The sequence below is a fragment of the Xanthomonas arboricola pv. juglandis genome (assembly GCF_001013475.1).
Classification (GTDB): Bacteria; Pseudomonadota; Gammaproteobacteria; order Xanthomonadales; family Xanthomonadaceae; genus Xanthomonas; species Xanthomonas arboricola.
This window is the reverse complement of record NZ_JZEF01000001.1, coordinates 1163477-1180247: the sequence shown is the minus strand read 5'-3', so window position 1 is coordinate 1180247 and position 16771 is coordinate 1163477. Positions and strand designations below refer to the sequence as shown.

Annotated in this window: 31 protein-coding genes; all 31 read right to left on the bottom strand. The window is 65.4% G+C overall.

The annotated features are described in order from the left end of the window. The 31 genes from XARJCFBP2528_RS04865 to XARJCFBP2528_RS04735 all read right to left on the bottom strand — a co-directional run bounded on the left by XARJCFBP2528_RS04865 (position 1) and on the right by XARJCFBP2528_RS04735 (position 16715). The gene (locus tag XARJCFBP2528_RS04865; protein WP_047124398.1) at positions 1 to 315 is read right to left on the bottom strand and encodes a phage tail assembly chaperone; all 315 of its coding nucleotides are present in this window, start codon (positions 313 to 315) and stop codon (positions 1 to 3) included. Between the two features lie 28 nt (positions 316 to 343). Continuing rightward, positions 344 to 736, bottom strand: a complete 393-nt coding sequence (locus XARJCFBP2528_RS04860) for a hypothetical protein (RefSeq protein WP_047124397.1) — start codon at positions 734 to 736, stop codon at positions 344 to 346. A gap of 96 nt (positions 737 to 832) precedes the next feature. After that, complete coding sequence (locus XARJCFBP2528_RS04855; RefSeq protein WP_047124396.1) at positions 833 to 1300, bottom strand: hypothetical protein; 468 nt, start codon at positions 1298 to 1300, stop codon at positions 833 to 835. 102 nt (positions 1301 to 1402) lie between these two features. Continuing rightward, positions 1403 to 1600, bottom strand: a complete 198-nt coding sequence (locus XARJCFBP2528_RS04850; RefSeq protein WP_047124395.1) for a hypothetical protein — start codon at positions 1598 to 1600, stop codon at positions 1403 to 1405. 36 nt (positions 1601 to 1636) lie between these two features. Next, a complete protein-coding gene (locus XARJCFBP2528_RS04845) occupies positions 1637 to 2035 on the bottom strand; it encodes a phage tail terminator-like protein (protein WP_047124394.1) in 399 nt (132 codons plus the stop codon). Beyond that, the gene (locus tag XARJCFBP2528_RS04840; RefSeq protein WP_047124393.1) at positions 2032 to 2457 is read right to left on the bottom strand and encodes a hypothetical protein; all 426 of its coding nucleotides are present in this window, start codon (positions 2455 to 2457) and stop codon (positions 2032 to 2034) included. Before XARJCFBP2528_RS04840 ends, XARJCFBP2528_RS04845 begins: the two co-directional genes overlap by 4 nt. Beyond that, entirely contained in the window at positions 2438 to 3535 is a 1098-nt protein-coding gene (locus tag XARJCFBP2528_RS04835) for a phage minor head protein (RefSeq protein WP_047124392.1), read from the bottom strand. The genes XARJCFBP2528_RS04840 and XARJCFBP2528_RS04835 overlap by 20 nt, the downstream gene beginning before the upstream one ends. Further along, the gene (locus XARJCFBP2528_RS04830; protein WP_047124391.1) at positions 3535 to 3891 is read right to left on the bottom strand and encodes a hypothetical protein; all 357 of its coding nucleotides are present in this window, start codon (positions 3889 to 3891) and stop codon (positions 3535 to 3537) included. Before XARJCFBP2528_RS04830 ends, XARJCFBP2528_RS04835 begins: the two co-directional genes overlap by 1 nt. Continuing rightward, a complete protein-coding gene (locus XARJCFBP2528_RS04825) occupies positions 3888 to 4400 on the bottom strand; it encodes a DnaT-like ssDNA-binding protein (protein WP_047124390.1) in 513 nt (170 codons plus the stop codon). The genes XARJCFBP2528_RS04830 and XARJCFBP2528_RS04825 overlap by 4 nt, the downstream gene beginning before the upstream one ends. 2 nt (positions 4401 to 4402) lie before the next feature. After that, positions 4403 to 4933, bottom strand: a complete 531-nt coding sequence (locus XARJCFBP2528_RS04820) for a hypothetical protein (protein ID WP_047124389.1) — start codon at positions 4931 to 4933, stop codon at positions 4403 to 4405. A gap of 48 nt (positions 4934 to 4981) precedes the next feature. Then, positions 4982 to 5929, bottom strand: coding sequence for a DUF2184 domain-containing protein (locus XARJCFBP2528_RS04815; protein ID WP_047124388.1), 948 nt, complete (start codon positions 5927 to 5929; stop codon positions 4982 to 4984). A gap of 13 nt (positions 5930 to 5942) precedes the next feature. Beyond that, entirely contained in the window at positions 5943 to 6383 is a 441-nt protein-coding gene (locus XARJCFBP2528_RS04810; protein ID WP_047124387.1) for a structural cement protein Gp24, read from the bottom strand. A 3-nt stretch (positions 6384 to 6386) separates the two neighbouring features. After that, positions 6387 to 7481 (bottom strand): DUF2213 domain-containing protein, encoded by a 1095-nt coding sequence (locus XARJCFBP2528_RS04805; protein ID WP_047124386.1) that lies wholly within the window; start codon positions 7479 to 7481, stop codon positions 6387 to 6389. A gap of 3 nt (positions 7482 to 7484) precedes the next feature. After that, positions 7485 to 9287, bottom strand: coding sequence for an anti-CBASS protein Acb1 family protein (locus XARJCFBP2528_RS04800; protein WP_047124385.1), 1803 nt, complete (start codon positions 9285 to 9287; stop codon positions 7485 to 7487). Then, complete coding sequence (gene terL / locus XARJCFBP2528_RS04795; RefSeq protein WP_231103895.1) at positions 9287 to 10855, bottom strand: phage terminase large subunit; 1569 nt, start codon at positions 10853 to 10855, stop codon at positions 9287 to 9289. Before terL ends, XARJCFBP2528_RS04800 begins: the two co-directional genes overlap by 1 nt. Next, positions 10770 to 11264 carry a terminase small subunit gene (locus XARJCFBP2528_RS22070; protein WP_080959816.1) on the bottom strand — a complete coding sequence of 165 codons (495 nt, stop codon included), beginning with the start codon at positions 11262 to 11264 and terminating at the stop codon, positions 10770 to 10772. The genes terL and XARJCFBP2528_RS22070 overlap by 86 nt, the downstream gene beginning before the upstream one ends. Positions 11265 to 11294: 30 nt before the next feature. Then, the gene (locus XARJCFBP2528_RS23225; RefSeq protein WP_155410695.1) at positions 11295 to 11465 is read right to left on the bottom strand and encodes a hypothetical protein; all 171 of its coding nucleotides are present in this window, start codon (positions 11463 to 11465) and stop codon (positions 11295 to 11297) included. Next, on the bottom strand, positions 11462 to 11956 hold the full coding sequence (locus XARJCFBP2528_RS21610; protein ID WP_052767989.1) for a hypothetical protein: 495 nt from the start codon (positions 11954 to 11956) through the stop codon (positions 11462 to 11464). The genes XARJCFBP2528_RS23225 and XARJCFBP2528_RS21610 overlap by 4 nt, the downstream gene beginning before the upstream one ends. Then, entirely contained in the window at positions 11953 to 12153 is a 201-nt protein-coding gene (locus tag XARJCFBP2528_RS04780; RefSeq protein ID WP_047124384.1) for a hypothetical protein, read from the bottom strand. The genes XARJCFBP2528_RS21610 and XARJCFBP2528_RS04780 overlap by 4 nt, the downstream gene beginning before the upstream one ends. Before the next feature lie 2 nt (positions 12154 to 12155). Next, positions 12156 to 12287 carry a hypothetical protein gene (locus tag XARJCFBP2528_RS24255; RefSeq protein WP_258864563.1) on the bottom strand — a complete coding sequence of 44 codons (132 nt, stop codon included), beginning with the start codon at positions 12285 to 12287 and terminating at the stop codon, positions 12156 to 12158. 1 nt (position 12288) lies between these two features. Continuing rightward, entirely contained in the window at positions 12289 to 12504 is a 216-nt protein-coding gene (locus tag XARJCFBP2528_RS04775) for a hypothetical protein (protein ID WP_047124383.1), read from the bottom strand. Then, entirely contained in the window at positions 12501 to 12998 is a 498-nt protein-coding gene (locus XARJCFBP2528_RS21605; RefSeq protein WP_052767988.1) for a hypothetical protein, read from the bottom strand. The genes XARJCFBP2528_RS04775 and XARJCFBP2528_RS21605 overlap by 4 nt, the downstream gene beginning before the upstream one ends. A gap of 2 nt (positions 12999 to 13000) precedes the next feature. Then, positions 13001 to 13516: a glycoside hydrolase family 24 protein gene (locus XARJCFBP2528_RS04765; protein WP_047124382.1), complete on the bottom strand. Its 516-nt coding sequence runs from the start codon at positions 13514 to 13516 to the stop codon at positions 13001 to 13003. Between the two features lie 569 nt (positions 13517 to 14085). Beyond that, complete coding sequence (locus XARJCFBP2528_RS23220; RefSeq protein WP_144422095.1) at positions 14086 to 14307, bottom strand: hypothetical protein; 222 nt, start codon at positions 14305 to 14307, stop codon at positions 14086 to 14088. A gap of 63 nt (positions 14308 to 14370) precedes the next feature. Further along, positions 14371 to 14907: a hypothetical protein gene (locus XARJCFBP2528_RS04760; protein ID WP_047124381.1), complete on the bottom strand. Its 537-nt coding sequence runs from the start codon at positions 14905 to 14907 to the stop codon at positions 14371 to 14373. Beyond that, entirely contained in the window at positions 14897 to 15145 is a 249-nt protein-coding gene (locus XARJCFBP2528_RS04755; RefSeq protein WP_047124380.1) for a hypothetical protein, read from the bottom strand. Before XARJCFBP2528_RS04755 ends, XARJCFBP2528_RS04760 begins: the two co-directional genes overlap by 11 nt. Continuing rightward, the gene (locus XARJCFBP2528_RS04750) at positions 15142 to 15663 is read right to left on the bottom strand and encodes a RuvC family protein (protein ID WP_047124379.1); all 522 of its coding nucleotides are present in this window, start codon (positions 15661 to 15663) and stop codon (positions 15142 to 15144) included. The genes XARJCFBP2528_RS04755 and XARJCFBP2528_RS04750 overlap by 4 nt, the downstream gene beginning before the upstream one ends. After that, positions 15660 to 15911 (bottom strand): hypothetical protein, encoded by a 252-nt coding sequence (locus tag XARJCFBP2528_RS04745; protein WP_047124378.1) that lies wholly within the window; start codon positions 15909 to 15911, stop codon positions 15660 to 15662. The genes XARJCFBP2528_RS04750 and XARJCFBP2528_RS04745 overlap by 4 nt, the downstream gene beginning before the upstream one ends. After that, positions 15908 to 16153: a hypothetical protein gene (locus XARJCFBP2528_RS04740; protein WP_047124377.1), complete on the bottom strand. Its 246-nt coding sequence runs from the start codon at positions 16151 to 16153 to the stop codon at positions 15908 to 15910. The genes XARJCFBP2528_RS04745 and XARJCFBP2528_RS04740 overlap by 4 nt, the downstream gene beginning before the upstream one ends. Next, complete coding sequence (locus XARJCFBP2528_RS23810; protein ID WP_169751459.1) at positions 16150 to 16323, bottom strand: hypothetical protein; 174 nt, start codon at positions 16321 to 16323, stop codon at positions 16150 to 16152. Before XARJCFBP2528_RS23810 ends, XARJCFBP2528_RS04740 begins: the two co-directional genes overlap by 4 nt. Further along, positions 16320 to 16715: a hypothetical protein gene (locus XARJCFBP2528_RS04735; protein ID WP_047124376.1), complete on the bottom strand. Its 396-nt coding sequence runs from the start codon at positions 16713 to 16715 to the stop codon at positions 16320 to 16322. Before XARJCFBP2528_RS04735 ends, XARJCFBP2528_RS23810 begins: the two co-directional genes overlap by 4 nt. Positions 16716 to 16771: the final 56 nt, after the last annotated feature.

Genomic DNA, 16771 nt, shown 5'->3' with positions numbered 1-16771 from the left:
TCAGCTCCAGGTGTTGCCAGGTTCGGGCGGTCGCTCGCGCGCCGCTGCTTGTTCTTCGCGCACGGCACGCAGGTAGGCGTCGTCCATCGCCATGAGCATCTCCACCTCTTCGGGGAGCACATCGCGCAGCAGCAGTCGCTGCCACGCGTCGAGTTCGGCGTAGGACAGCGCCTCAGGGCCGGATCGGCGCCGGCCTGAGATCAACCAGAACCAGTCCCACACGTGGGTGGCTTCTTCTGGCAGATCGACGTCAGGGGCCGGTTCTTCGAATCGGGCATTGCGCTGCCGCCGCGTCTCGCCATTGGCGTCCGGCATGTCGTACCGGACGGTGAGATAGGTGGCGTCAGAGATCCTCGCCTTCAGGACTGCGAAAAAACTCCGCGCGGTTGCCCAGCTCCACCTCCAGCTGATCGCTGATCCATGGGAGCTCCTTCAGCACCTTGCGCAACGATTCGTCGGTCAGATCCGGCTTGCTGCCGTGGAAGGTGAGATCCCCCTTCCACTCCCAGCCGCCCACAGACGCGACGAGCATGTCGGTGCGGCCCTGCTCCATCTTCGACGCGGTGATCTTGCCCTTGCCCATCAGGCGGTCATCCAGCGCCTTGCGGCTGGCCTCGCGGACCTTCGGGTGGGTATCGGGCAGCAGCGTGATGCGCAGGCCCACAGGAGCCTCGGTGGCGGGATGCTTGATATCGATGACGCGCTCGGCGGCAACGATGGTGGTCAATTCGGTCATGGGTGATCCTTTGCGATCGATCCGGAGAGGAAGCGAGGGAAGCCGGCTGGATCAGATCCGGCTTATCAGGCGGCCGCCCTACCCCCCGCTGTTCGGTTACGGGGTGACCGGTGCCGGCACTTCGATCGGCACCTGGTTCAGGGCGAGCGAATAGACGTGCAGCACGAAGTCTTCGTTGCGACCACCCGGCGTGCGGGGACCGGTGACCAGGCCGCGCAGGTACTCGATTTCGCCGGACGGGCGCTCGACCTTGAAGGCGTAGGCGTCGGTGACCGACGGCAAGCCGGCGGCACGCATGGCGACCTGTCCCGGATCGTCCAACACGCGCGCCACCTCGACCTCGGGGTCGCCGGCATTCGAGATGCCCTTGCCCTTCAGTGCGACAGCGGTGTCCCACGTGTCGTAGGTGACGATGTTGGTGGTCAGACCGCGCTCGCCGACGCTTCCGACCTTCTTGACCTGCACCCAGGTCAGCGCCGCGAACTGGGTCTGGGTCAGATCCTCGTTCTTCGGCGTGGCGCAGATGTAGAGCTTGGAACCGCTATTGGTTTGTGCCTCAGCCATTGCTGATATCTCCTCGCTTTGGGCATAAAAAAACCCGCCACGGGGCGGGGTTGGGGAACGTAGAAAGGCCCGCGCTTGGCGGACCTTCAGGTATTCGATACATCAGGTGTCCGGCTTGTTGCAGAAGATGATGATCGGCGGACCATCCACAGCACTTAGAACCACCTCGCCCGGTTTGGTTTCAGGTCTGAGTCCAATCACATGCCTGCTGCCATCCAGAAAATGGGCGTGAATGACCTCGGCCACGGGCCGCTGAATCTCTTTGCCGTCGACTACCACCGTCATCGTTTTGGGTGCCATGTAATTTCTCCAACAGGTCCCCGCCAATGCTGTCAGCTACACGAAGCCGCGCCACATGATGGTCACCGGATGCATGTGCCGCTCCGGGTCTTGAATGATGGTTGAGGTCCAGGGCATGCGGTACACACGCATGCCGGCGAAGGTCGTGCCCTTGCCGAATGCCGCGATGATCTGGTCGGTGAGCTGCGTACCGACCATGATGCCGGCGCCCGGCCGGTAGCACGCCGCCAGCTGGCCGAAGCCCTGCATCAGCGACGGCCCGTCGTCCTCCATGCCGTAATTCTGCGTCTGGTTGGGGAACCACTGCAGCTCAAGCCAGGCTCCGCTGGTGGGCGGAGTGAAGCCGATGCCAGGATAGGAGCACGGCAGGCCGATGCTCGCGGCGAAGGCGCCAACCAGGCTGGCGAAGGCGTCATAGATCGCGGTGTCGCTCATGGAATGCGTGCCTTCACCTTCGCGGTGACCTCGTTGACGATGAAGTCCCAGTTCTGCGCCGCAGCTTGCATGAAGCCCTTGCCGGCCTGCTCGTACTGCCGGCCCAGGCTGTCCTTTCCGCTAAATCCATGCTCCATGCGCATCGCATAGGCGGCGGTCCAGCCAGCCCATACCGACTCGCCCAGCTGCAGCGCTGCGAAGACCAGCGCGGGGTCGCCGCTTTCCGAAGACGCTGGGCCATCTTTGGATGCCGCGACGGAATTGCGCAGGAACCCGGTATCAACCGGCATCTTTCCGCCCCGCCCCTCCGGCGTGTTGGCCTGATCCATCACCGCCTGCGCCGACTCGCGGAAGATCGCCTCCTGGCGCAGCTTTGCCTTCTCGGCGAATGCCCTGACTTGATCACCGAACTTGCTTGCCACGTAGCACCTCCGCCGTCATGTCGATCCGGTACTGCTTCGTGCAGCGGCAACCGACGATCTCGTCTGCGCCTGCGCCGAGGCTGGTGTCGCCCGGGTAATTCATCAGCGCCCCGCTCGGCGACTGGAACGGCTCGCCGAAGATCCGCCGTTGCCCGTTCATAGCCTTGTGCGTGTGGCGCGTGCGCTTGTCGCCGGTGTCGGACCAGGTGCCGAAGACGTTCTCGACGGCCAGGGCACCCGACTCGATCTGCTGGCGATACGCCTCCTCCCGGCCGGCGCTCATGCTGCCGATCGACTCAGTGCGGGCAATCATCTCGCCACGCAGCTGCAGCAGCCGGTCGGCATAGCGGCCAGCGATCTTGTCGATGTCCGCCTGCGATACCGGCTTGCCGGCGGCGATGGCGCGCTTGACGATCCCGTCCAGGCGCTTGTCGCGGCGCTTCCGACCGAAGTACTTCGCCATTTCCCTTGGGTCACCGCTGGCCAGCTCGCCACGCATGCTCTGCACGAACTGGCCCTGCTGCGCTGTCAGGCCCAGCACACCACCGGTGCGCCTGCCGGTGTCGCCGACCCGCCCCACGATGTCCAGCGCGCTCTGGCGTGGATTGCGGCCGGCGACCATACCGCTCTCCAGCACGTTGCGGATCAGCGTGCGCTGGTCGTTGACGATGCCGGTGATGAGGTTGCTGGACTTGTCGCGCAGCCATGCCTCGACGGTCGCATTGCGCAGGTCGAAGGTAGGCCGCAGCGCGGGCGAGCGCACATCCTGCCGTGGCCTGTAGTTGCCGGTGATGATCGGGTCCAGGCTGAGCCGCATCTTCGGCATCTCCGACACGCCCTGCTGCCCCCCTGCCGCGTAGGCGTTGCGCAGCGCTTCACCGAGATCGGCAAAGCGCGGCTCGTCCATCCCCAGGACGGTGAGCACGTCGTCAATGCGCCCGGCCTGCAGCAGGTCCGCGATGAGCTGCACGCCTGCCTGATTGGTCACCTCGGAAATCGCCCTGAGGAATGCGCGCGCGATCGCCGGCTCCAGCTTCGCCGCCAGCTGTTCGAGTTGGCGGGAAGTCGTGGTGGCCATCAGCGTCTCGCGTGGAATTCGTAGAGAAGGATCTGCCCGCCCGGTGAAAGCGGCTGCAGGTCAATGAAGCGATACAGCACGCCGCCGAGCAGGATCCTGTCGCTCAGCGTGGGCGCTACGTCGATCGCGGTGCTGATCAGCCCCAGCTTGTCGCCCTTGAGCACCAGCGTGGCGTCGCGGTTGGTCAGGCTGTAATCGACTTCCACCACATTGCAGTCGTGCCGTGTTGACGGCCCCTGCTGCGGGTTGTGCGGCGGCCCGGTGATGGCGCCGTCGCGCTCCAGCTGTGTGAGGTAGCCGAACTCGTCGATCATCTCGACAGCGACGCCCTGCATTTCGTCGTAGAACGCGCTCATACGACAAACACCGCAGGCAACGTGGCCGGCCGGCGAATCAACGGCGCGAGGATCTCGTCAATCACCGAAATGACCGGGCGATTCGGCACCCCGCCATCCGCCGACTTGTCGCTGTACGCAACTTCGATCGGCCCGACCTTCTTGCGGATCGCCAGCGCGCTCGCCACGAAGTCCGGTGACAGGCTGCCGGGCCTGGCCAGCTCTCGCAGCGCTGCTTCGTACGCCGCGTGCTCAACCTCAATCGGCACCACATCGGGAGCGATCGGGTTGCCGTCGTAATCGACTGCGCCGGTGCGGGGCCATTCGTTCGGCTGGCCACGCCCGTCTGTACGCACGCCGGGGAACATCGACTGCCACCGGCCCGAAAGCAGGAGCACCCGGTACCGGCCATCGATGTAGTCGGTACCGCGCACCAGCGACGCCTTGCGGGCATCCTCGCTGCCTGCTGCCCATGCCGTGTTGCCACGGATCCGGTGATAGTCGTCTGCTCCTTCCAGCGTGCCGTACATGGTCAGCTCCCGGTATTCGACTTCTCGGCTTCGTCCAGCGCGGCCTGAAGCTTGTCCACGCCCCAGCGCTTGTCGTGATTGATGCCGCCTGCTTGCAGCTTGGCAATCAGATCAACCTTCTTCTGGTCGGCGGCGACCTTCGCGTCGATCACCGCCTGCGCAGCTGCAGCGGCTTCGGCCTTCAGCGCGTCGAGCGATGCGCTGATGCGAGCCTCGCGGTCCACCTCATCCAGCGAGTTCCAGTCTTCCAGCGACAGGGCCGAAGCCTTGAATGCGTGCTGCACGACGTCGTCGCGCGTGACGCTCTCGCCGCCTTCGATGAGCAGGATGCTGTCGGGAAGGTTGAACGTGCCGAGCAGGAACGGCGCGGTGTCGTCCTCCGACTCGCTGAGGATGTTGGCGGCGAGCCACGCCTGCACGACGGCGTTCTTCTTGATGGCCGGCCAGTTCGGCACGGTGGCCGGCGAGCCGGGAATGATCTCGGTGCCGTCCGGCAAAGCCAGCGGCGTCTTGTGGTTGTTGCTGATCTTCATTGCATGCTCCGGTGTGGCCCCGCCGGTGACGCGCGGGGCCGTTGTGGATCAGATGCCGTCGACGTAGACGACCTGCTTCGGGAGGCGCACGTCCAGGCCGCCCATGCGCATCACGCCAGGTACGTCCCAGCGCAGCGGGCCGCTCTGGTACACCGGCAGGAAGCGGTGCGGCATCGGCATGTGCAGCTTCAGCACGTTGGCGTCGTAGCGGTACGCGACCATGCGCGCCTCGTTGCCGACACCGGCGTTATCCAGGCCACGCAGACCGCGCACCGTCAGCTGCTGGCCGGTCGTCGCGGTGTAGACGTTGTTGGCCAGGAAGTACTGCAGGATGGTCATGTCGCTGTAGTCGCTCATCTTCTTGGTGGAGATGAGCATGAACTTCGACCACGGCAGCAGCAGACGGTCGGCGATGGCGGTGGTGTTGGTGCCGTTGAAGACGTTGAGCAGCGCCGAGTTCATGTCGGCGACGATCTGATCCGAAGTTGCCGTGCCGGCCGCCTGCAAGGTGCCCCAGGCACCGGTCGGCGCAGCAGATGGCGTGACACCGGCAGCGTTGAACAGACCGGTGAAACCCTTGTTGGCGTCACCGAGCAGCGCGACGCGATCGACCATCTCCTCCGATGCACGACGCGCGGCGGCGGCGTCTTCGTTGGGCAGGTTGATGCCGAGCAACTGCGCGCGGCCGACCTCTTCCCAGCCATAGCCGTAGCCGATACCAGCGGTGTGCACGCCGGTCTGGAACTGCGAGCGGTTGGTGCCGGCCTTCGGGATGTCGTCGGCGTTGCCGTTGATCCAGTCAGCCTCGCCGTACTGGTCCTGCGAGTAGTAGGTGACCGACGTGGCGAACTCGCTGCCGGAAGTGTCGACCGGGATCAGGTCGCGGTACTGGATGTCCGGATAGACGGTCCGGTAGACGCCGGGCTCGATGATCGTGGTCTGCGAGACCACGAAGCCCATGACTACCTGGGCGTCGAAGAGTGGATGTGCACGCATGTGGCTTGGCTCCTTAGCCGAGACGGACGACGGCCAACTGGGCTGCCGCGGTGGTGCTGGTGTCCCAGCGGGCGCCATTGATGGCGGTGTTGTTGGTGGCGACGTTGGTGAACGCGCCGGCTGCGGTGAGGTACACCGGATCGCCAGCGGCGACGGCGACCGAAGCGGTCACCCAGATGTCGCCCTTGGTGATGACGCGCGCCGATGCACGCTGCGGGAACAGATCCAGACCAGTGGCCGAACGATCCAACAGCGTGATGCCGACGTACTTCAGGTTTGCGCCGCCGAACGTGACGATGCCCTTCTCCGCAGCACCCTGTGCCACAGCCAGGCCGAACGCGAGGCCTGCGACGTCCTCGACGTTGCGGGAGATGACGGTAGACGGGAGCATCGTGGCCTGCATGCCGCGCACGGCTGCAGGCTGGATGTCCGGGTAGTTGGTTTGCAGTGCCATGACTTAGGCCCCCTGGTTCTTGGTGCGGTAATCGAGGCCGGTGACGGACGCGGCGTAGCCGTTGTCCTGCACGACGGTGCGGTGTGCGGCGCCGTCGCTCAGTGCGCGCGCGACCGGATCGAACGCCTTGACGCCATCGGCGAGGATGTCGAAGCGCGCCTCGATGTAGGCGTCGCCCTTGCCGGTGATGGCGGCGTCGCCGAGCTTGCCGATGACGGCAGCCTTGCGAACGTCCGCATCGCTCTTGCCGCGATAGTCGGCGTCGTGGATGGCCTTGGCCGTGGCCAGCAGGTCGCCACGCGCCTGCACGCGCGCATCCAGGGCAGCGGCATCCAACACCTTGCCCTTCAGGTCGTCGATGGCGGCGTCGCGCTTGGCGATCTCCGCATCCTTCAGCGCGAGGGCTGCGGTGTGGTCGGTCGCCTGGCGCGCGGCAACTGCGTTGGAGTCGGAGAGCTGGCGCTGCAGCTTGTCGATGGCCTGGGCGCCGGCGTCGGTGGTCTCGACGGACAGCCCATCGACCAGGACGGTCCGGGTCTTGATGTCAGGCATTGTGATTTTCCTCAGTGGGTTGTCGTCGCCGATACGAAGGTGTTCACCACCGCGCGCCCGGTCGACTAGCGCGAGATGGTTGTTGCGGATGTTTCGTTGCACGGCGTCGTACGGCTCGCCTTCGGGCGTCACGCCATCCTCGAAGACGATCTCGGCGGTGTAGCCCTGCGATAGCTCGACCTTGCCGGCCTCCCAGTCGGCGATAGCCGCCTTGTCCATGAGCACCAGCGGCACGCGCACGAACTTGTCGTCGTGCCGCACCTCGTCGCCGGTCTGGCCGACGGCGTACTGCTTCCAGTTGCTGGCATCGACCATCACCGGTGGGTGGTCGTTGGTCATGGGCCGGTGCGCGAAGCTGCGCAGCGTGGCGTCGGAGAAGACTTCTTCCGGCGGCCGGTACAGCCGCACGAATGGCATTTCCGGCTTGCCGACCTCCGATCCCAGGTACTGCTGGATGCCGGTGCGGGCCACCTTTGCATCGGCCACGAGGTAGCCGTCTGCGGTGCGGCGTGGCGCCGACACCGAGACTCGATCTGTCAAAAACATGGTTCAGTCCTCGCGGAGCTCTTCGAAGATTTCCGGGCCCAGCACAATGCGGCCCCGGTATGGCTCAACCTTCGATAGGTCGATGGGCGCCTTGGTCAGGCTGATGTGCGGGGTGTAGTCCGGGAAGTCATGCGAGGCGCCTGCACGGACGATCTCTTCATGCCGCCAAGCGAGCTGCGTGGACGCGAACAGGATCACCGCCGACATGCCGCCCAGCGGCTCGATGGCACGCGGGCCACCGCGCGGGATGACCAGCTCACCCTTGTCGTCGCTGCTCCACTCACTCGCGTTACCCGCCTTGATCCAGTCGAAGCGCTGGCGCGAATAGGCCACCGTCACGTGCAGATCGTCTGCGATATCGGTGATGCCCTGCTCCCGTGCCCAGGATTCGATCTCTTCCGCGTTGAGCACGTCCCGGCGCACGTACAGCGAGCGAGGCTCGGCGTCGGTCAGCTGGTTACCCTGCGTGGCTGCCAGCGCTGCAGCTGCACGCTCGTCCTCTTCCTGATCCTCCTGCCAATCCGGGTTCGCCTTGATGAAGTCGTCCATTGCCGATTCCAGGCCAGGCGCTACGCCCGCCTCGGTCAGCATGTTCACCGCCACCTCGGCCAGCACCTCGTCGGGAATGAGCTTGGTGTCGGCGAGGGTCTTGATCGTGTCGGCCGTGGTCTTGCCGTTGGTAGCGCGCTCGGTGTCGCTGGTCTGCCACAGGCTGCGCCAGCTGTAGAACACGTCCTTCGGTCGGCTGCCGAGAGCCGAATAGATCAGGCACTCATCCAGCACCGACATGGCCGGCGTGTAGATCAACTCCTGGCCTGACTTGATGCGGTCGTAGTAGTTCCGGATGTCGTTGTCGCCGGTGCTGTTCAAGCCGCCGGGCGACTGGCCCAGAAGACGCGTCAGCGGGATATCCGCCGCGCCTGATACCTGCTGCAGGAAGGCCAGCATCACATCGACCAGTCCATTGAAGGTCGCCGACTTCTGCGTGTAGGTTTCCTCCCCATCCAGCACCAGCATGCCGTTGATGCCCTTGGCCATCGCCGCTAGCTGCAGGCGCTGGAGCAGCTGCGCCTCATACGCAGGATCTGCCAGCTGCGACATGAGGTTCGGGATGTTCAGCACATCGACCTTCGCCTCGAACACCAGGCTGGCGATATTGGCGCTCGTGCTGTCCGCCTGCTTCACCGCGTCGCCGGTGGCCATCAGAACCGAGTCGCCCCAGCCGTCACCGTGATCGATATCCGGGTCCGGCCGATGGGCGCCGTGCAGGATGACCAGCCGCGAGGGGTGAATCTCGACCTGGCCGGCTCGAGCCGAGGTCAACGTGTAGAACGCGGGCCGGCCGTAGGTGGGCGACTCAGCATCGCGATCCTGCTCGCCTGCAGTCAGCATGCGCTTGGTCAGCACGTTGAGGTGCTTGATGCCCTCCTTCCTGACGCGCGTCGGATCCAGCGGCTTCGTGGGGTCTGTATCACCGGTACCGATGTAGATCGCAGCGCCACCGAACAGCCGCGCCTTGGTGTGCGCCTCCAGCAGCTTCACCTGAAGGCCAAGGCGCTTCTCCTCCGCCTCGATGGCGCTGATCTGAGTCTGATCGGCATTCCACGTCCGCCAGTTGCGGCAGCCGTCGAGCGCAGGGATGTCGATGATCTTGCGAGCGAGCCATGTGCCGCGATAGGCGTTGCTGGCGTCAATGTCGCTCAGCGGCGTGAGCGCGTAGTGGCTGTGCAGCGCCTTATCGCGTCCGGTGCCCAGGTTGGCCACAAGATTGACCAGCCCGTCTTTGAGTTGTGCGAGCTTGCCCATCAGAGTGCGTTTCCAAGGTTGTAGGTGCTGCCAGTGACCAATTCAGCGAATGCGCCAGAGAGCGCGTCGACCTGGTCGTCGTGTTTGGCGTTGGGGAACTCGGCGATCTCGTCGAGGAAGGCGGCCACCCATGGGCCATTCACCAGCTTGATGTTCCCGGCCTCGGCCTGCGCCTCCACCGGTGTTGCGCGGACTTCCTTCGATCCGGACTCGATCGCGGCCTTGATGTCCCAGCCGGCGAGCAGCTTGATCTGGTGCGCGGCGTTGGACTTGCCGGCGGCGCCAGGATCCTGCGGGATGCGCACCTTGATCGTCCTGCCGTCCTGCCGCGCGGTATTCGTCAGCATTCGCTCCACGCCGGCGGGCGACACCTGGTCACGCACCACGTCGAGCACGTAGTAGATGCCGCCTGTCTCGCCCAACAGCAGGCCGACCGTGTAGTCGGGATCGCTGCTGGTCTTCTCCTTCGGGTCGGTGGCCGCAAAGTCCCAGCGCCGAACCTTGCGCGCGGTCGAGATGGCCGGCGCCGCTTCCACGACCTCGAACCAATCCCGCTTGAAAGAGCCGCCGTCGCGCGGTGTTGGCCGCTGCTGGTACTGGCCGGCATACGCGTAGGTGCCTTTGGCGCGCTTCAGCCGTTCGATCTCGGCGCGGGGAAAGCGCTCCGGAAAGAGCAGCTCACCCTCCTGGGTGCGCGGATCCTCGAAGAACAGCTTGCCGTCGACGTAGGTGCGGCACGGACCGCCGGTCTTCTTGCCGTCCTTGTCCGTCCGCTCCTCCTCGAACTCCATCGGGAGATTGAGGTGGACGAAGCCCAGGTCCAGCTCCATCGCCACCGCTGCAATGTCCTGCTGGTGCAGGCGCTGCATGATGATGACCATGGCCGACGACGTGATGTCGTTGAGGCGGTCGGTGATGCCCTCGCGGAAGATGCGGACGGCGGTCTTGCGCTCGGCGTCGCTCTCGGCTGTTTCGGTTGAGTGCGGATCGTCGACCTTGACCCGGTCGCCGCGTCCGCCCGTCATCGAGCTGAAGGGTCGGGCCTCACTGAAGCCGTTGCCAGTGTTCTCGAACTTCCCCTTGGCGTTCTGGTCGCCGCGCAGCTTCAGCGGCCACGCCGCCTGGTACTGGTCGCTCTCGATGAGGCGCCGCAGCTTCAGGTTGTCGCGCAGGACGTTCGGCTGGCTGTAGGAGGTGGCCAGCGTCTGCAGGTCGGCGCGGCCGCACGGGCCCCACTCCCACGCAGTCCAGAACACCAGCACCAGCGACTTCATCATGCCGGGCGGCACGGTGATCAGCAGGAACTGGATGCGCCCCTCGGTGACTGCCTCCAGGTGCTGGCACATCGCCCGCAGGGCCCAACCGATCTTGAGCGGCCTGGTCGGCTCCAGCACCCACCAGTGCTCGCGAATGAATCCCTCCAGCGACTGCGACCGCGCCCGGATGCCCTCAACGTCCTCAGCAATCCGCAGCCGCTCCCGCTCAGCCTCCCGCCTCGACCTCTCCGCTCGGATCTCCGCCAGCGACGGCAAGCGGACCGAGGATCGATTCAAGGCGATCGAGCTCATCGTCTGACAGTTTGCTCAGGTCGTAGGTGCCAATGGCACCGGAATGGCGGTGGCGCTCGACGGCGAGGCCGTACAGCTTTGCCTTGCCCATGGTGGCGGCGACCATCGCGGACGCCTGCTTCTCTCCCTGGGCAATGCCCCGGGCTTCCTCCAGCTCTGCAGCCAGGGTGTGGACGGTCACGGCTGCCTGCTGGGCGACCTTGGCCTGCGCCTTCTGGATGGCGGCAGCGATGTCGGGTTTGGTCAGGTTCTCCGACCCGACACTCTTGGCGGTCTTCTCGCTATACCCGGCGCGGATGGCGGCCCGGGTTGCGTTGCGGTCCTTCAGGTACTCGACCACGAACTGCTGCTGCTTCTGGGTCAGCCCGGGCGCTGCACGCGCCTTGGGCTTGGGTTTCTTCTTGGGCATGGGTTTGGCTCCCCGGGTGGGGCCGATGGGTCAGGGGAAGAAACCGCCCCACCACAGCAGGGCGAATATCAGGATGGTGGCCACGATGCTGGACACGGCGTCGTGGTGCCCCGTCTTGGGCTCACCGTGCCTGGCGATATCCAGGCCGATGCCGAGCATGGCCAGCGCGAGATAGATCAACTGAGGTGCTCCCAGGCTCATGGCGTCACCTCGGTTGGCTGCTGGACGGTTTGGTATCGGTCGATGGCTTCGTCGCGCTCGGACTGGGCGAGCTCGCAGGCTCGTACAACTCGCGCCGCGCTTGCCCCGCGTAGTCGGTCTTGTTCAGCAGCTTCTGCGGCAGCGGCGGCACCACCGGACAGACGGTCGGTTTCACAACCTGCCCACAGCCGCCGAACCCGGCCAAGCTCGGAGTCACGGCCAGCAACAGCAGCCGCAATGCGTGCGTCGTAGTCAGCATCGATCTTGTCCTCTCGGGTGGTGGCCTGGTCACCGGCTTGCTGCGCGGCTCCGGCCTGCTGGTGTTCTGTCGTCCTGGCGGCCTGCTCCCCGGCCAGGGCGCCGAGGGCGGCCCCTGCCTTGTTCTCGCTGGTGGCACCCTCGGCACGATCACCGCGCCAGGACCAGCCGACACCGACCATGGCGGCCGACCACAGCAGCGCGGCGATGATGGCGACCGCTGTGCGGTTCAAGGCGCTTTCTCCGATACCGCCTTGGTCGCCGACGCACCGCACAGCGGGCATTCGATCTTGTAGTAGTCGCCCTCGCGCTGGTCGGGCTGGCGAATGGCCTCGTTGGTGTTCCACTCGAACACGGTGCCGCAGGTGTTGCAGGTGCTCTCGTGTGTGTCCCCGACCGACGGGTGACGGCCCTGCTTGATGATGCGCATGGTCAGATCCTTGCGTTGGTATAGGCGATCCAGATCCACGCCAGCGCGGCCAGTAGCAGGCCGCACAGGGCGGTGATCAGCCAGCCGGGTGGATCGCGTGGAGGCGGCAGGCCTCGGTCCCAGTGGTCGGCCATCTCAGACCCCACTGCCGCGGCGGGAATTGGTGAGGTAGTGCGCCACCACCCCGCCGAGCGCCATGTTCAAGCCGCCAACCAGGCCGGCGAAGATCTCGCGGTTCTCTGGCGGTACCGGTGTGTAGAGCGCCACGAAGAGGGCCGCGCCGTACAGCGCGAGGATCACGAGGGCGATGCCGAAGCGTGCGGCGCCGATGTTCCTGCTGGCGAAGGTCATGGCGCACCCGCCGATGCTCCCATCACCAGCTTCATGACCAGCCGGCTCACCGCGCGCTTGTCACGGTCGGTGGACAGGCTGAAGTAGTCCCATCGGAACTCCTGGATGATCGAGCCGAATTCCACCCAGTCGCCCTTGCGGGCAGCCGCCCAGAGCTCGCTGTTACCGCGCACTGCCTCGGCGCCGATGATGTCGGCGATCGCGATGATGTACGGCAGCGAGGGACGCATCTCCGGGTGGACCGTCAACAGCTCGAAGAAGCGCCCGCGCAGCAGGTGCTGGGCGACCATCAGATCCTCGGTCAGCTCCATGGTCGCCACCTGCTCACTCTGGTCACGCAGCTCGATCGCTCGTCCGTAGCCGAGACGCATCACGTTGTGGCCATCGAGGCGCGGACGCTGCGTCAGGCCCCACACCTCTTTCAACAGCACGACCGCCTCATCGCGCGATTCGCGCTCGACCTGCAGTAGGCCTGCGTCGTCCAGGTCCGGCATCGTCATGCACTCCCGACCTTGCCGCCGGCCTTGGTGTACGCGGCGATGAGCTTTTCGATCTTGTGCTCCGGCTGACCGTAGCCGGCACCCGGCAGGCTCGCCCACAGGTTGCGGACCTTGGCCACCGCTTCCACGAAGCGACCGGCCTGGATGTCGGCGATCGCGCGGCGCTCCTTGATCAGCTGCAGCGCCCAGCGGTCCTGTGAGAGCGGGCCGAAGTCCGGCAGCTTCAGCAGGTCGCGGTAATGCGCGTAGTCCTTGAGCATGAACTGGTAGCGGCCAGACGCATTGCTGGTCAGACCCTTCGAGTTGATCGCTTTCGACTTGCGGCCGCCGGCGAACGGATGCCGGGAGTAGTCGGTGAAGATCTCCGGCTTGCGATCGGCGCCAGTGACGATGACGTCATACCCGGCGTTCTTCGTGGCCGAGCTGGTGGACGTGCCCTCCGAATGCGCAAGCATGTCCAGGAAGGCCACGACGTTGCGGCCACCGGCTTGTTCGGGCGTGATGACCGCCATTGCTGTCTCCAAACAAAAAGCCCCGCCGGCTGGCAGGGCTTGAGCCGCACGTCGGCGGCGGAAATAGGTGCCGGTTACGGTTCCGGCGCTGCATGTGCAGCCGTCTCCCGGGCGTCTCTCGACGAGCCGGAGGTGCCGCGACCGGGTACTCCCAGTCCAAGCGGCGATAGGTGCCCGCTCCGCTGCCGGCTAGGCATAAGAGTTGATCCGGTCTGGGATGCGGGCATTGAAGAACGGCGAGCACCGCCGCGGTGGTCCTGTCCCTTCAGCAGGTCCGCTGCGCCGCGCTGGTCCCGCCCAGCTGGGCAGATCGCGGCAGTGCTCTCCGATAGGTACCGACCGCCGCCGGCGGATGGGTGGGCGGCGTCATGTCGCCGGCCCGTGCGCGATCCCGGCGCGCAGCGCCTCGCTTCTCGACGAGGACCTGGCACGCTGGCAGCGGTCGGTATTGGGCCCCAGAAACGCAAAAACCCGGCGCTTGGCCGGGTTTCAGGGGGAACTCTTGACAGTGCCGAAATAGTGCAGATTTGCTACGTCACAAGTCAAGCCCTTTTTGCGCTTTGCTCTATTTACTGGCTTGCCCGTATCAGCTCAGACTGGATACGGGCATAGGCGGAATTAATGTGGCGCGGCTGCAAAGAGCGCAAATGCCGGCCGAATTCGGCCCGCTGGTCTTTCGACAGCGTTCGAACAAGCGCCTGAACTCCATGGCACAACGCAAGCGTTTCTGCGCCGGCCTCCATTAGACCGCGAGATTGGCCTTCCATCGGGGTGTCAGACTGCTCAGACATGTTCGGTCCTTAACTTGGCTGGAGGAGGCAGCATATTCCCCGCGTTGCAAGAATCAACTTCGGCTAAGCGGCTTCCCTGCCGCGGAGCCAATCAAGCGAGCGGCTGAGCTCGTACCTGTACTGTCGCAGTGTGAATTGCCCGCCATACTGCTCTGCCACAATCCGAGACTTCACCGCCTGGCTCGCTGCAACGGTGAACTCAGTGCGCATCACCAGCACGCGCAGCGGAAACTGCCTCGACATCGAAGCCAGCGCCCGGTCGATCCAGCGCAGGTCGTCAGGGATGCCGATGTCGACGGCGACCTCCGGATTGTCGTGCGGCCGGTCGGCGTCGTTCCGCGCGCGCACCGGATCGACGGCCCATGCCGGGATCTCGCGAAGCGCTGTCAGCCCAGCCCGCTCAGCCATGAAGCGCCGCCGCTGGCGACCGTCGCGCTCCACCAGCTCGCAGAAGGCCTGCTCCACCGTCTTGGGCGCGTAGTCCTTGGCGTTCTCCAGCACATGTCGGCTGCGATCGGCGCGGCTGAGGGTGTAGCGGTTTGCGTGGGCGTATCCCCACCGGCGCAGCTCAGCGAGCAGCGGATCTTCATTACGCCGCATGGCGAAATTCCTCCAACGTTTCATCATCCAGCCGGAACTGCGGCAGCCTGCCGTCGTCCTGGCACATCCCCATCTGCCGGCTCTCATTGCCTTTGCAGTGCACGATCCCCAGCGTCCGATCGCGGCAGCCGCAGAACGCGCACAGCCCGCGCTTGCGCACTGCCGCCGCGTACCGCTTCCGCAGCAGCTTTTCGTAGTAGGCCTCGGGCCGGCTCAGGTTCGTCGGGTTGAGCGTCATGCAGCGAGGGCTCCCGGCTGGTTCTTCTGCTCGTGCCACAGCGCCATCAGCAACGCCTCAGCGCGGTCGCTGTGCTTCTTGAGGGTCAGGTATGACGCTGCAGATGGAAACCGGCGGATGGCCAGTTGTCGCGAAGCTTCTTTGTCCTTGCCGATCAGTCCGAAATGGCGCTTCCAGCTCTGCGGCTCGGCCAGGCTGAAGGGGATGCCCATCACCTCGAGCACCGCCTTCGCCTTGGCGTAGCTCTCGCCGAAGTTCATCGAGGATTGCGCGCCGGCCTGTCGGCCGTCCTTCGGCGGCATGGCTCGAACCCGCTCCACGCATCCCGCGAATACCGCGCCGGGATGCTGGCTGCGAATCTCACGGATGAAAACCGCGATCGCACGCGCATCGACTTCCTGCTTCTTGCCGACCGTCATTGTCGGCATGTCCAGGATCGGGCCAGCCTCGCCGTCGATCAGCGCGGCCACGGCGCCGGACATGCCGGGGTCAATTCCGAACACCACGCGCAAGGTCATGCCGCAACCTGCAGCTGCAGGTGCGCACGCCGGTCCAACAGGTCATCGCGCAACTCTGCGTGCGTGATCCGATGGTTGTAGGTGCCGAGCAAGGTGCGCACCGGCAAGGCGTTGCGCACGCAGTCGGCGCGCCGGGTGCCTACTGTGCCGTCCAAGCCGACGTGCACGTTGTGGTTCACCTTCCTTTCCATCAGCTTTTTCATGACGGTACGCATCACTTCGTTGATTTCGTCGGTTAGCAAGTTCATCCCTGCTTCTCCAGTTCGGCCAGCAGCGCGTCGGCCTGCTTCACCGCGTCGTGCGCAATCCACTGGCTGACCTTCATGTCGTTCACGGCCGCATGCCGCGCCAAACGGTTGTAGCCGTCCTCGCTCTGGATGCTGCCGACGATCCCTTGCATTGCCGCCTTCGCGAACTCTTCGCGCTTGGTCAGAGTCTCCACACGCTGATCGCCGTTCGAGATCAGCTTCGCTGATTGCTGGATGCTCATGCCGCCTTCCTCCGCTCTTCATCGGCTTCGTCCCACCCTTCGCGCCACGCCTCGCGTAGCAGCGCGCCCTCCTCGCCCATGGCGTACTTCGGTGAGTCGTCGCGCTTCTTGCTGGCCTGACGCGCGCGGTGGCCGGCGAGCCGGGCGTTCTCATAGCTTTGCTGGTTCATGCTGCCCTCGGGATGTTGAGTAGTTGGTCCTGGTAGGTCTGCCAGGCTTCAGTGCCGCGGCCGCCCAGGACATCGAATGTCCAGATGCGGAACTCGCGGGCGTGGTGCTTGAAACTGGGTCCGAAGACCTCGCGCATGCGGTCGCGGGTCATGCCGGGCATCTGGTCGCCGTCGTGGTGCCAGGCGCCGAGTGCGACGACTGCGTGCTGGCCGATCTGCTTCTGACCGTGCAGGTCGCCGAGGTTGCGGTGGTGGATCTGCGTGTGGCCGCACTGGATGGCGCGCTGCAGGCCGGCGGCGATGCGCCAACGGCACACGACGCAGCCGAGTGCGCGCGCGGCGTCCTGGTAGGCCTGCTCTGCCCTGTTGGCGGTTCTGATAGCGCGGCGCATCAGCTTTTAGCCCTTGCGCTTGCCTGCCTGCCGGCTGCGCGGCACGATGCGGGCAC

Bases quoted from the DNA above. Each gene is read 5' to 3' on its own strand.
- XARJCFBP2528_RS04745 (WP_047124378.1), bottom strand. From the start codon at position 15,911: ATGAACTTGCTAACCGACGAAATCAACGAAGTGATGCGTACCGTCATG.
- XARJCFBP2528_RS04815 (WP_047124388.1), bottom strand. From the start codon at position 5,929: ATGCGTGCACATCCACTCTTCGACGCCCAGGTAGTCATGGGCTTCGTG.
- XARJCFBP2528_RS04750 (WP_047124379.1), bottom strand. From the start codon at position 15,663: ATGACCTTGCGCGTGGTGTTCGGAATTGACCCCGGCATGTCCGGCGCC.
- XARJCFBP2528_RS04820 (WP_047124389.1), bottom strand. From the start codon at position 4,933: ATGAAGATCAGCAACAACCACAAGACGCCGCTGGCTTTGCCGGACGGC.
- XARJCFBP2528_RS04810 (WP_047124387.1), bottom strand. From the start codon at position 6,383: ATGGCACTGCAAACCAACTACCCGGACATCCAGCCTGCAGCCGTGCGC.
- XARJCFBP2528_RS04775 (WP_047124383.1), bottom strand. From the start codon at position 12,504: ATGACCTTCGCCAGCAGGAACATCGGCGCCGCACGCTTCGGCATCGCC.
- XARJCFBP2528_RS04805 (WP_047124386.1), bottom strand. From the start codon at position 7,481: ATGTTTTTGACAGATCGAGTCTCGGTGTCGGCGCCACGCCGCACCGCA.
- XARJCFBP2528_RS04825 (WP_047124390.1), bottom strand. From the start codon at position 4,400: ATGTACGGCACGCTGGAAGGAGCAGACGACTATCACCGGATCCGTGGC.
- XARJCFBP2528_RS04740 (WP_047124377.1), bottom strand. From the start codon at position 16,153: ATGAGCATCCAGCAATCAGCGAAGCTGATCTCGAACGGCGATCAGCGT.
- XARJCFBP2528_RS04800 (WP_047124385.1), bottom strand. From the start codon at position 9,287: ATGGGCAAGCTCGCACAACTCAAAGACGGGCTGGTCAATCTTGTGGCC.
- XARJCFBP2528_RS04755 (WP_047124380.1), bottom strand. From the start codon at position 15,145: ATGACGCTCAACCCGACGAACCTGAGCCGGCCCGAGGCCTACTACGAA.
- XARJCFBP2528_RS04735 (WP_047124376.1), bottom strand. From the start codon at position 16,715: ATGCGCCGCGCTATCAGAACCGCCAACAGGGCAGAGCAGGCCTACCAG.
- XARJCFBP2528_RS04845 (WP_047124394.1), bottom strand. From the start codon at position 2,035: ATGAGCGACACCGCGATCTATGACGCCTTCGCCAGCCTGGTTGGCGCC.
- XARJCFBP2528_RS22070 (WP_080959816.1), bottom strand. From the start codon at position 11,264: ATGCCCAAGAAGAAACCCAAGCCCAAGGCGCGTGCAGCGCCCGGGCTG.
- XARJCFBP2528_RS04760 (WP_047124381.1), bottom strand. From the start codon at position 14,907: ATGCGGCGTAATGAAGATCCGCTGCTCGCTGAGCTGCGCCGGTGGGGA.
- XARJCFBP2528_RS21605 (WP_052767988.1), bottom strand. From the start codon at position 12,998: ATGCCGGACCTGGACGACGCAGGCCTACTGCAGGTCGAGCGCGAATCG.
- XARJCFBP2528_RS04830 (WP_047124391.1), bottom strand. From the start codon at position 3,891: ATGAGCGCGTTCTACGACGAAATGCAGGGCGTCGCTGTCGAGATGATC.
- terL (WP_231103895.1), bottom strand. From the start codon at position 10,855: ATGAGCTCGATCGCCTTGAATCGATCCTCGGTCCGCTTGCCGTCGCTG.
- XARJCFBP2528_RS04855 (WP_047124396.1), bottom strand. From the start codon at position 1,300: ATGGCTGAGGCACAAACCAATAGCGGTTCCAAGCTCTACATCTGCGCC.
- XARJCFBP2528_RS04835 (WP_047124392.1), bottom strand. From the start codon at position 3,535: ATGGCCACCACGACTTCCCGCCAACTCGAACAGCTGGCGGCGAAGCTG.
- XARJCFBP2528_RS04780 (WP_047124384.1), bottom strand. From the start codon at position 12,153: ATGCGCATCATCAAGCAGGGCCGTCACCCGTCGGTCGGGGACACACAC.
- XARJCFBP2528_RS23810 (WP_169751459.1), bottom strand. From the start codon at position 16,323: ATGAACCAGCAAAGCTATGAGAACGCCCGGCTCGCCGGCCACCGCGCG.
- XARJCFBP2528_RS04765 (WP_047124382.1), bottom strand. From the start codon at position 13,516: ATGGCGGTCATCACGCCCGAACAAGCCGGTGGCCGCAACGTCGTGGCC.
- XARJCFBP2528_RS04860 (WP_047124397.1), bottom strand. From the start codon at position 736: ATGACCGAATTGACCACCATCGTTGCCGCCGAGCGCGTCATCGATATC.
- XARJCFBP2528_RS04850 (WP_047124395.1), bottom strand. From the start codon at position 1,600: ATGGCACCCAAAACGATGACGGTGGTAGTCGACGGCAAAGAGATTCAG.
- XARJCFBP2528_RS23220 (WP_144422095.1), bottom strand. From the start codon at position 14,307: ATGTCTGAGCAGTCTGACACCCCGATGGAAGGCCAATCTCGCGGTCTA.
- XARJCFBP2528_RS04865 (WP_047124398.1), bottom strand. From the start codon at position 315: ATGCCGGACGCCAATGGCGAGACGCGGCGGCAGCGCAATGCCCGATTC.
- XARJCFBP2528_RS24255 (WP_258864563.1), bottom strand. From the start codon at position 12,287: ATGGCCGACCACTGGGACCGAGGCCTGCCGCCTCCACGCGATCCACCC.
- XARJCFBP2528_RS23225 (WP_155410695.1), bottom strand. From the start codon at position 11,465: ATGAGCCTGGGAGCACCTCAGTTGATCTATCTCGCGCTGGCCATGCTC.